10 protein-coding genes are annotated in these 10,336 nt (G+C 59.9%); 6 read left to right on the top strand and 4 right to left on the bottom strand.

Features of this window, described 5'->3' with window-relative positions; translation table 11 throughout:
• Positions 1 to 95: 95 nt before the first annotated feature.
• The 5 genes from F3J24_RS12360 (at position 96) to F3J24_RS12340 (ending at position 4,739) form a co-directional block, all read left to right on the top strand.
• Positions 96 to 632 (top strand): shikimate kinase, encoded by a 537-nt coding sequence (locus tag F3J24_RS12360; protein ID WP_167006461.1) that lies wholly within the window; start codon positions 96 to 98, stop codon positions 630 to 632.
• A 64-nt stretch (positions 633 to 696) separates the two neighbouring features.
• On the top strand, positions 697 to 1,794 hold the full coding sequence (gene aroB / locus F3J24_RS12355; RefSeq protein WP_167006458.1) for a 3-dehydroquinate synthase: 1,098 nt from the start codon (positions 697 to 699) through the stop codon (positions 1,792 to 1,794).
• 87 nt (positions 1,795 to 1,881) lie between these two features.
• The gene (locus F3J24_RS12350) at positions 1,882 to 3,060 is read left to right on the top strand and encodes a deoxyguanosinetriphosphate triphosphohydrolase (RefSeq protein WP_205244727.1); all 1,179 of its coding nucleotides are present in this window, start codon (positions 1,882 to 1,884) and stop codon (positions 3,058 to 3,060) included.
• 156 nt (positions 3,061 to 3,216) lie between these two features.
• Positions 3,217 to 3,834 carry a DUF1415 domain-containing protein gene (locus F3J24_RS12345; protein ID WP_167006455.1) on the top strand — a complete coding sequence of 206 codons (618 nt, stop codon included), beginning with the start codon at positions 3,217 to 3,219 and terminating at the stop codon, positions 3,832 to 3,834.
• Positions 3,834 to 4,739 (top strand): SAM-dependent methyltransferase, encoded by a 906-nt coding sequence (locus F3J24_RS12340; protein WP_167006452.1) that lies wholly within the window; start codon positions 3,834 to 3,836, stop codon positions 4,737 to 4,739. Before F3J24_RS12345 ends, F3J24_RS12340 begins: the two co-directional genes overlap by 1 nt.
• 42 nt (positions 4,740 to 4,781) lie before the next feature.
• Here F3J24_RS12340 and pgi read toward each other — a convergent pair whose 3' ends face one another.
• Together pgi and tal are read right to left on the bottom strand one after the other, a co-directional pair.
• Positions 4,782 to 6,386, bottom strand: a complete 1,605-nt coding sequence (gene pgi, locus F3J24_RS12335) for a glucose-6-phosphate isomerase (protein ID WP_167006449.1) — start codon at positions 6,384 to 6,386, stop codon at positions 4,782 to 4,784.
• 12 nt (positions 6,387 to 6,398) lie between these two features.
• Positions 6,399 to 7,364: a transaldolase gene (tal, locus tag F3J24_RS12330; RefSeq protein WP_167006446.1), complete on the bottom strand. Its 966-nt coding sequence runs from the start codon at positions 7,362 to 7,364 to the stop codon at positions 6,399 to 6,401.
• A 233-nt stretch (positions 7,365 to 7,597) separates the two neighbouring features.
• Between tal and F3J24_RS12325 the strand changes: the two genes are divergently transcribed.
• Entirely contained in the window at positions 7,598 to 8,443 is an 846-nt protein-coding gene (locus tag F3J24_RS12325) for an SIS domain-containing protein (protein WP_003058703.1), read from the top strand.
• A 213-nt stretch (positions 8,444 to 8,656) separates the two neighbouring features.
• Here the strand turns inward: F3J24_RS12325 and catC are convergent, their stop codons facing one another.
• Together catC and F3J24_RS12315 are read right to left on the bottom strand one after the other, a co-directional pair.
• Positions 8,657 to 8,941 carry a muconolactone Delta-isomerase gene (gene catC / locus F3J24_RS12320; RefSeq protein WP_167006443.1) on the bottom strand — a complete coding sequence of 95 codons (285 nt, stop codon included), beginning with the start codon at positions 8,939 to 8,941 and terminating at the stop codon, positions 8,657 to 8,659.
• 57 nt (positions 8,942 to 8,998) lie between these two features.
• The gene (locus tag F3J24_RS12315) at positions 8,999 to 10,336 is read right to left on the bottom strand and encodes a short-chain fatty acid transporter (RefSeq protein ID WP_167006440.1); all 1,338 of its coding nucleotides are present in this window, start codon (positions 10,334 to 10,336) and stop codon (positions 8,999 to 9,001) included.

Raw genomic sequence — 10,336 nt, 5'->3', positions numbered from 1 at the left:
AGGGCCCGCATGAATGAATGCGGGCCTTTTTGTTTGTAATATCTGCGGGCTGCGAGAATCACGGACTGGCCGGATTGGCGGATGACGGTAACGCGATGACTGTTACAAATAAATTTCATATTGCTCTTGTGGGCTTGCCGGGCTGCGGCAAATCCACCATCGGACGCTATCTGGCCAAGCGCTGGTCCATGCCTTTTGTGGACGTGGATACGGCCATTGAAGAACATATCGGCTGCACGATTCGCGAATTCTTTGCCAAGGAAGGCGAGCCCAGGTTCCGGAATGTCGAGCAGGAGGTGCTGGCAGTGCTGCTCGCGCGTTCTGAGAAAACAGTGGTTGCCACGGGTGGCGGTGCCGTATTGAAGGCCGAGAACCGGCAGGAGCTGGCAGAGCATGCCCAAGTGGTCTATCTGAGCGCGTCACCGCATGAAATTGCCAAGCGTCTGCAGCGAGACACGCAGCGCCCCCTGTTGCAGGTGGACAATCCCTTGCAGCGATTGCTGGATCTGCATGCCCTAAGGGACCCGTTCTACAAGGAGGTGGCGGACTTTGTGGTGGCGGGAAGCGGCCTGTCCGCTGCGCAGGTAGCCCAGCGAGTGGCCATGCAGATCGAACTTGGTCAGCATTCGTGATGGGACAGAAGCGTTGGCTGGCCAATACGCTGTATGCCGTGCCTGCCATGTATTTTGAGAGAGGTTGAATGTGGAAACAGTGCGTATTGATCTGGGAGAGCGCAGCTATCCCATCGTGATTGCAGAGGGCCAGCTTGCCCTGGGCTCCACCTGGCAGGCATTGCCCAAGGCGGCGGCGGCACTGGTGGTCACCAATGATGTGGTGGCTCCGCTTTATCTCTCAGCGCTCAAGGAGGCCCTGAGCAGCCAATATGCCCAGGTGCATGAGGTGGTGCTGCCCGATGGCGAAGCGCACAAGGACTGGCAGACGCTGAATCTGATTTTCGACGCCCTGCTGCAACACGGCTGCGACCGCAAGACGGTGCTGTTTGCACTGGGTGGCGGGGTGGTGGGGGATATGACGGGTTTTGCTGCCGCCAGCTACATGCGTGGCGTGCCGTTTGTGCAGGTGCCAACCACGCTGCTGTCCCAGGTCGACTCTTCGGTGGGGGGCAAGACGGCCATCAACCACCCGCTGGGCAAGAACATGATTGGGGCCTTCTACCAGCCGCAACTGGTGCTCTGCGATCTGGCCACGCTGGATACCCTGGCAGAGCGCGAACTGAGTGCAGGTCTGGGTGAGATCATTAAATACGGCCCGATTGCCGATATGCAGTTCTTTGACTGGCTCGAGCAGAACATGGACGGCTTGCTGCGCCGTGATCGCGGCCTGCTTGCCCATGCCGTCAAGCGCAGCGTGGAAATCAAGGCCTGGGTGGTGGGTCAGGACGAGAAGGAGTCCGGTCTGCGCGCTATTCTCAATTTCGGTCACACCTTCGGTCATGCGATCGAGGCCGGCATGGGCTATGGCAACTGGCTGCATGGAGAGGGTGTGGCGGCCGGCATGGTGATGGCGGCAGAGCTCTCCCAGCGTCTCGGCATGGTGGATGCGAGTTTTGTGACTCGCCTGCGCACATTGATCGGGCGTGCGGGTTTGCCGGTGTGCGGAGCGGTCATCGATGCCCGCGACAACGCCGGCCGATATCTGGAACTGATGCGTGTCGACAAGAAATCCGAAGCCGGTGAAATCCGCTTTGTGCTGATCGATGGCCCGGGACAGGCCGTGACGCGCTCTGCCCCCGATGCGCTGGTGCGTGAGGTAATAGAGAGTTGCTGCGCTTGACGGATGGCCTGCTCTAGGCAGGTTCCGTGGGGAAAGAGATGGCCCTAGCTGTTAGAGTCGTTGCATCGAGTTGTTGAGGCGATTTGCATGACTGCTCTGGCTCCCTATGCCTGCCATCCCCAGCAAAGCCGCGGGCGCCGCTTTGCCGAACCTCAGGCCCCCACGCGCAGTGACTTTCAGCGCGATCGGGACCGCATTGTTCACTCCTCGGCCTTCAGGCGACTGGTCTACAAGACCCAGGTCTTTGTCAACCATGAGGGCGATCTGTTTCGCACCCGGCTCACGCATTCCCTGGAGGTGGCTCAACTCGGGCGCTCCATCGCGCGGTCTTTACGCCTGGATGAAGACCTGGTTGAGGCCATCTGTCTGGCGCATGATCTGGGACACACGCCGTTTGGGCACGCGGGGCAGGATGCGCTCAATGAGTGCATGAAGCCTCATGGCGGCTTTGAACACAATCTGCAAAGTCTGCGGGTGGTCGACAGGCTGGAGGAGCGCTATCCGGCCTTTGATGGTCTGAACCTGACTTTTGAGACGCGAGAAGGTATTCTCAAGCATTGTTCGCGCGGCAATGCGCAGCTATTGAATGAGCGCGAGCCCGGCGGGGTGGCCCAGCGTTTTCTAGACGGAACCCAGCCTTCGCTGGAGGCCCAGCTATGCAACCTAGCCGACGCGATTGCCTATAACGCTCATGATGTCGACGATGGCGTTCGATCAGGCTTGATCAGCATGGCCCAGCTGCGCGATGCCGTGCCTTTGTTTGCTCGCTATCATGCGGCCACTTTGGCGCAGTGGCCCGATCTGGCGGTGCCGGATGCCCAGCGCAAGCTGCTCTATGAAAGCATTCGCCGCATGCTCAGCGACCAGGTCTATGACGTTATCCATCACTCATCGGCCAGCCTGGAGGAGGCCGGTGTGCGCTCGGTGCAGGAGGTGCATCAGCATAGGCAGACGCTGATAGGCTTCAGTCCGGAGATGAAGACGCAGTCCCTGGTGCTCAAGCAGTTTCTGTTCCATCAGCTCTATCGGCATCCTCAGGTCATGCAGACCATGAACAATGCCCAGCAGGTCGTGAAAGAGCTGTTTGCCGCCTATATGCTGGAGCCCGAGCGCATGAAACCGCGCTTTGTCCAGCGCGCCCAGCTTGCCGATACCCTGCATGAGCGTGCGCGCGTGGTGGCCGACTTTGTTGCGGGTATGACGGACCGCTATGCGGCGCACGAGCATGAGCGCATCACCGGGATGAGACTGCTGACAGAGGCCTGAAGGATGCTCGCCAACGGTCTTGCGGCCGTTGGCGAGCATGGCCCAGGCCGGATCGCTAAAATAACGGCTCTGTGTATCTAGAGCCGGAATATTTCCCGCCCAGTGCGCATTCTTTGGGGGCGATAGCCCCCGTTTGCATTTTGGAAGGGCCTTGTCATGACCGAAACTTCAACCATCGCCGATCAGGCCTTCCCACCAGAGCTTGTGATTGCGGATACCGTGCGCTGGCTGGAAAAAGCGGTCATCGGCCTCAATCTTTGTCCCTTCGCCAAAGGCGTGCATGTCAAGGCCCAGATCCACTATGCCGTCAGCGATGCGAGCGATGCGCAGGGCGTGGCTGATGCCCTGCATCGCGAGCTCGAGGCACTGGCCGAAGCCAGTGCGGAAAAACGCGATACGACGCTGCTGATCCTGCCCCATGCCTTGCAGGATTTCCTGGACTTCAATGACTTTCTCGAAGTGGCCGACGCCATGGTCGAGGAACTGGATCTGGGCGGTATCTTGCAGGTTGCCTCGTTTCATCCACAGTTCCAGTTTGAGGGCACGGATGTGGATGACGTCACCAACTGCACCAACCGCTCTCCATATCCCATCCTGCATTTGCTGCGCGAAGACAGCATCGACAAGGCGGTGGAAGTGTTTCCTGAAGCCGAAACGATTTACGAGCGCAATATGGAAACGCTGGAAAAGATCGGCATTGAGGGCTGGCTGGATCTGGATGTCGGCGCCCGCTGTCCCGTGACTGGCCATGGTGAGACAAAGGCTGAGAAGTGATGGCCAAGACTGAAAAAAAGCAGAGCCTGCCAAAGCCTGCCCAAACAGGTGCGCAAGATATTGCCCAGCAACTGGGGCTCAAGCCCGGTCAGAGCATAGAGCTGCTCAAGGCCCTGCATATCCTCACGCGCGAGGGCAGACTCAACCAGGATTCGCGCCGCAAGCTCAAGCAGGTCTACCACCTCTATCAGTTCATCGAGCCGTTGCTGACGGAGCTGTCCAGAAATGGGCAGGCCGTGACGCTGGCCGACCATGGTGCAGGCAAGTCCTATCTGGGCTTTATTCTTTACGATCTGTATTTCAAGGCCCTGGACCAGGGACGGATCTACGGTATCGAGACACGTGCGCCGCTGGTCGAGGCATCTCAGAAACTGGCGGCTGAGCTGGGCTTTGAGCGCATGGAGTTTCTCAATATGTCGGTGGCCGAGTCCACGCGAGCAGACTTCATGCCCGTGCAGTTCGATGTGGTGACTGCCTTGCACGCCTGTGATACGGCGACCGATGATGCGATCGCCTTCGGACTGGAAAAGCAGGCCAGGGCCATGGTGCTCGTACCTTGCTGCCAGGCCGAAGTGGCCGCATGTCTGCGCCAGACCAAGGCCATGAGCCTGGCACGCACTCCGCTGGCCGAGCTGTGGCGCCACCCGATTCACACGCGCGAGATGGGCAGCCAGATTACCAATGTGCTGCGCTGTCTGTACCTGGAAGCTTGCGGCTACCAGGTCACGGTCACTGAGCTGGTGGGCTGGGAGCACAGCATGAAGAACGAGCTGATTGTGGCCCGTTACACAGGGCAGAAGAAGCGCAGTGCGGCGCAACGTCTGCGCCAGCTGCTCGCCGAGTTCGGGCTGGAAGGTCTGGCCGGTGTGCGTTATCCCCATTTGCCGCAAACCAGCGCGGTCTGAGCAGCCTCAAGGCATGGCCTATCGGGCCTCTGCTTTTGCTGCTCAGCGACTTTGCATCAGGCGCTTCATCAGCTCCTGCGTCGATACGTCCACTCCAGCCCAGTCATTGTGGCTCTGGCGGGCATGCAGCTGTTTGGCCAGATTCTTGCCCAGCTCCACGCCCCATTGGTCGAAGCTGTTGATGTCCCAGATGGCGCCTGAGACAAAGATGCGATGTTCATACAGCGCAATTAGGGCGCCCAGAGAGGCGGGGTCCAGTCTCTCAAGCATCAGAAAGCTGCTGGGGCGATTGCCGTCGCAGTCCTTTTCCTGCCCTTCGCCGCCGCGCCCGACCATCAGCGCCTGGGCCTGGGCAATCGCGTTGACCACCAGGCTTTGATGGTGCTCGCCCAGATATTTGCCTCCGTCGCGCAGGGCGATGAACTCGACCGGTATGACATCCGGTCCCTGGTGCAGCATCTGGAAAAAAGCATGCTGCCCATTGGTGCCGGGTTCGCCCCAGATCACCGGTGCCGTGGGAGCTGAGAGCCGAGCGCCATTCTTGTTGATGCTTTTGCCGTTGCTCTCCATCTCCAGCTGCTGCAGATAGGCTGTCAGGCGGCGCAGGCCATGGCTGTAAGGTGCGATGCAGCGGCTGGAGAAGTGGCAGAAATTGCGATACCAGACGTCCAGCAGGCCCAGGCGTACCGGGAGATTGGTCTCCAGAGGCTCAGTGAAAAAGTGGGCATCCATCGCATGCGCACCGTCCAGTAGCGCCCTGAATTGTTCCGAGCCTATGGCGATGGCAATGGGCAGCCCGATGGCAGACCACAGCGAAAAGCGTCCGCCCACCCAATCCCAGAAACCCAGTGTGCGCTGTATGCCGAACTCTGCGGCCGCCTGTGTATTGCTGGTCAGGGCCACAAAGTGGCGGTCAATCGAGCATGGGGCCTGCGGATCTTCGCTGCCTCCATGATCGAGAAACCACTGTCTGGCCGAGCGTGCATTCAGCATGGTCTCGGCCGTGGTGAAGGATTTGGACGCAATCAGGAACAGCGTGCTTTCCGGTTTGACCCGGCGCAGCACATGTCCCAGTTCGTGGCCGTCCACATTGGAGACAAAGTGAAAGTTCTTGTCCTTGTCTATCCAGTCCTCAAGGGCATTGACCACGACTTCCGGACCCAGGTGCGAGCCGCCGATGCCGATATTGACGATATCGGTGATCTGCTGGCTGCCCTTGATCTGGTCGGCCAGGGCGAGCATCCTATCCAGCGTCTCATGCACGTCACGCAGAGCTGAATGCATGTCCTGGGGCCAGGACCGAAGCACAGGGGACTGGGCGAGCTGCCCGCCGTCTGCAGGAGTGCGCAGCAGCCAGTGCATCGCGCTGCGCTGCTCGCTGGTATTGATGGCTGCGCCGGCCAGCATGGCGTCGCGCTTGCCAGTGAGCCGGCTCTCGACGGCAAGCTGCCTCAGCAAGGCTTCGGTCTCGCCGGTCCAGAGGTTCTTCGACAGATCGGCGAAGACATGCGGCGCTTGCATGCTCAGGGCATCAAGACGTTGTGGGTCCTGTGCAAAAGCCTGGCGCAGATCCAGATGCTGGATCTGCGACCGGTAATGGGTTTGCAAAGCCTGCCAGGCAGGCAGCTCGTGACAAAGAGGCGTCAAAGGAAATTCCCGTCAATCTGCAGCCGCTTGCTGCATCAATGCTTCCAGCTTCAGAGTGTCCGCAGTGAAAGCGCGAATGCCCTCGGCCAGCTTTTCCGTGGCCATGGCATCTTCGTTCAGCGCAAAGCGAAACGAGGCCTGGTCGTACAGAACGCGTTCCTGCGGCTGGGCTTTGGCCTTGTCCGGGTCCAGGGCGCGAGTCAAAGGTATGGCGTCGTCCTGCTGTGCGCGGAGCTGGGCCAGCAGCTCAGGTGCAATGGTAAGCAGGTCGCAGCCCGCCAGCGCCAGAATCTGGCCGGTATTACGAAAGCTTGCACCCATGACCTCGGTGGAAACATCGAAGTGCTTGTAGTAGTCGTAAATTTTCTGCACCGAGCGCACGCCCGGATCATTGGCGCCGGCCATGGCGGCTTCATCCCACTGCGTGCCGGCCTGCTTTTTGTACCAGTCGTAGATGCGGCCTACAAAGGGCGAGATCAGCTGGACCTTGGCCTGGCCGCAGGCAACTGCCTGGCAGAAGGAGAATAGCAGCGTCAGATTGGTGCGAATGCCACGCTGCTCAAGAATACGGGCCGCTTCAATTCCTTCCCAGGTGGCGGCGATCTTGATGAGCACGCGCTCGGTATGGATGCCGGCTGCCTGATACAGCTCGATCAGTCGCTCGGCGCGCGTGACCGTCGCCACGGTGTCGAAAGACAGGCGGGCATCGACTTCGGTGGAAACACGGCCGGGTATGGTGTTCAGAATCTCGCAGCCGAAGCGCACCAGCGTCCGGTCCATGATTTCGTCCAGCCCTCTGTCTTTGAATTGCGCCACGGTGGCGCGCATCAGTGGTGCATATTCGGTCTTTTGAACCGCTTTGAGAATCAGGGATGGATTGGTGGTGGCATCTTGCGGTTGAAACTGCGCCAGTTGATGAAAATCACCGGTGTCCGCGACCACGGTTGTGAATTGCTTGAGCGCCTCCAACTGATTCATGTCCATCCTTTGCTGTGTTTCAAACTAACCAGCAAGTGTAGAGCGTGAATCCCTGATTGAAAACGAGCCTGCCGACACTCTGTTTGATGATGTATCAAGGCAAACCCTGCTGAATATCTGCGCTTGCCTATTTATTTGCGGAAATATTCAAGTTTTGCGGCCGGTGAGGCGCTTCGGTCTTATGCTCGCCCTTTTACGCACGCATTTATTGCCTCCACCTCATCCGCGCCAATATGCTCGATCGCATTACCGCCTCCCTTCCGTCCCTGGCGCCTGCAGAGCAGCGTGTTGCACGCTTGGTACTGGCCGATCCGCGGGCCTTCGCTCATCTGCCGGTGCGAGAGCTGGCAGTGCGGGCGCATGTCAGCAAACCCACGGTGGTGCGCTTTTGCCGCAGCATGGGCTATGACGGCCTGGCGGACTTCAAGCTCAAGCTCGCGGGCAGCGTCAGCGAAGGCGTGCCGTTCATCCATCGCAGTGTGGACAGCGATGACAAGACCAGCGATGTCATGGTCAAGGTGGTGGACAACGCGGTTGCCGCTTTTCTGCAGTATCGCAATGCGGCCAGCACGGCGGCCATAGAGCAGGCTGCGCAGGCGATTGCCGCGACCTGGCAGACCGGAAAGCGCATCGAGTTTTACGGCGCCGGCAATTCGGGCATCGTGGCACTGGATGCCCAGCACAAGTTTTTTCGCCTCGGTGTGACCAGTCTGGCTACCAGCGATGGCCATATGCAGGTCATGAGCGCCACCTTGCTGGGTCCGGGCGATTGCGTGGTCATCATCTCGAACTCCGGGCGCACACGAGATCTGATGGATGCGGCGGATATCGCCCGCAAGAACGGTGCCACCACGATTGCCATCACGGCCAGCGGCTCGCCTCTGGCCTCGGCCTGCCAGGTGCATCTGGCAGCCGATCACCCCGAAGGCTACGACCGCTATAGCCCCATGGTGTCGCGGCTGCTGCACCTGCTCATCATCGACGTGCTGGCGACCTGCGTGGCACTACGCATCGGGCCTGCGCTGCAGCCTGCGCTGGAGCAGATGAAGAACAATCTGCGCGCCAAGCGCTATACCTGAAGGCCGGCAAAGACGCGGCCGGGGCAGGCAGCAGCGAAGGCGCGAAAGCTCTTTTTAAAGGAGCTTCTTTCGCTTGATTGATAAAGATTTCAGGTGAAAAAAGTATTGAAATCCTTTGTGAACAGGCGGTAATAGCTATCAAAAGCAAAGCCCATGCGGCCAGGAGCTGCATGGGCTTTGTTATGGGCGGGCGCATGCCCGCCGCTGTCGTGCTTACTCCTGCACGATGGAGGAGGGGTGGTTGGCCAGGGGCTTGACCTTGATCTGCATATAAGGGAACAGTGGCAGGCCGCTGAGCAGGCCGTGCAGCTCGTCATTGCTCTGGACGTCGAAGATGCTGATGTTGGCGTATTCGCCCACCACGCGCCAGATGTGGCGCCACTTGCCTTCGCGCTGCAGCTTTTGCGAGTATTCCTTTTCGTCTTGCTTGATCTGCGCGACCACGGCAGGGTCCAGCGAGTGAGGGATCTGGACAATCATTTCGACCATGTACAGCATGGGTTCTCCTAGGTGAGGATGTGAACGGAAAAACGGAAAAAGAGCGCCGGCGCCCGGTTACAGATGCGGCCAGATCAGCATGGTGCTCGCGTAGATCACGCCGACCAGCATCATGGAGACCACGGTATAGCCCATGATGTCCTTGAGCTTGAGCTTGGACAAGGCCAGGGCAGGCAGGATCCAGAAGGGCTGGACCAGGTCGTTCCAGCCATTGCCCAGCATCACCGACATGGCGGTCTGGGCCTGCGAGGCGCCCAGGGTCTTGGCCGCGTCGATCATGAACGGGCCTTGCAGCACCCAGTGGCCGCCGCCCGAGGGCGCGAAGAAGTTGATCACAAAGGAGCTGACCAGCCCCCACAGCGGCAGCGTGTGCTCGCTGGCGATGCTCACGAAGATGTGGGCGATGGACTCTACCAGGCCCGAGCCATGCATGATGGCCATGATGCCTGCGTAGAAGGGGAACTGCAGGATGATGCCGCCGATGGTCTTGACGCCTTCATTGACCTTTTCCACGTAGAGCATGGGCGTCCTGAGCAGCAGCACGCCCAGGAACAGGATGAAGAAGTTGATCATGTTCAGGTCGAGGTTGCCGCCCTTGACGAAGTGCAGCACCACATAGGCCATGCCGCACAGGCCGATCAGCAGATTGAGCACGCGGCTGTTGTTCAGGCGGTAGGCCAGGGTCTTCTGGTCGCCCAGCAGATCGTGGCCTGCGCCGCCCTTGCCTTCGTCGGCGGCCACGGCAGGGTCCAGCTCCACGATCTTCTCGCCGGCCTTGGGATGCATGGCGGCATTCAGCAGCGGCAGGGCGATGAGCACGGCCAGACTGGTCAGCAGCATGGGTGCTGAGAAGATGGTCTGCGTCAGCGGGATCAGGCCCATGCTGCTCTCGAAGGTGTGGCCCTTGGTCGAGATCAGCACCGGAATCGTGGCCGAGAAGCCCAGGCTGTACATGGTGAAGCCGGTATAGGCAGAGGCGATGATCAGCGGATAGTGAACGCCCTTGACCTTGAGCGCCAGCTTGCGCGCCATGATGCCACCGATCACCAGGCCGAAGCCCCAGTTCAGGTAGCTGCCCACGCAGCCCACGATGGTGGCCACGATGATGGCCTGGCGCGGTGTGTGCACATGGCTGGCGATGCGGTCCAGGAAGCGGTTGACCAGGGGCGCAGCCGCCAGCACATAGCCCATGACCAGGATCACGGCCATCTGCGTGGTGAAGGCCAGCAGGCTCCAGAAGCCCTTGCCCCAGTCCTCGACCACGAGGTTGACGGGCCGGCTTTCCACGGCAAAGGCCAGGACCATGGTCAGCAGGGTCAGCAGGATGGCAAAGACAAAGGGGTCGGGCAGATACTTGCGCATCAGCTCGGTGAAGAATGCGGTGATTTTCGACAT

This window comes from Comamonas sp. Tr-654, assembly GCF_011752915.1.
Classification (GTDB): domain Bacteria; phylum Pseudomonadota; class Gammaproteobacteria; order Burkholderiales; family Burkholderiaceae_C; genus Comamonas.
This window is presented reverse-complemented; position numbering and strand designations above follow the sequence as displayed.

What these genes read in the sequence shown, in the direction of transcription:
- F3J24_RS12360 (WP_167006461.1), top strand. Translation starts at nt 96, where the DNA reads ATGACTGTTACAAATAAATTTCATATTGCTCTTGTGGGCTTGCCGGGC.
- F3J24_RS12350 (WP_205244727.1), top strand. Translation starts at nt 1,882, where the DNA reads ATGACTGCTCTGGCTCCCTATGCCTGCCATCCCCAGCAAAGCCGCGGG.
- F3J24_RS12345 (WP_167006455.1), top strand. Translation starts at nt 3,217, where the DNA reads ATGACCGAAACTTCAACCATCGCCGATCAGGCCTTCCCACCAGAGCTT.
- F3J24_RS12340 (WP_167006452.1), top strand. Translation starts at nt 3,834, where the DNA reads ATGGCCAAGACTGAAAAAAAGCAGAGCCTGCCAAAGCCTGCCCAAACA.
- tal (WP_167006446.1), bottom strand. Translation starts at nt 7,364, where the DNA reads ATGAATCAGTTGGAGGCGCTCAAGCAATTCACAACCGTGGTCGCGGAC.
- F3J24_RS12325 (WP_003058703.1), top strand. Translation starts at nt 7,598, where the DNA reads ATGCTCGATCGCATTACCGCCTCCCTTCCGTCCCTGGCGCCTGCAGAG.
- catC (WP_167006443.1), bottom strand. Translation starts at nt 8,941, where the DNA reads ATGCTGTACATGGTCGAAATGATTGTCCAGATCCCTCACTCGCTGGAC.
- F3J24_RS12315 (WP_167006440.1), bottom strand. Translation starts at nt 10,336, where the DNA reads ATGTCGAAAATCACCGCATTCTTCACCGAGCTGATGCGCAAGTATCTG.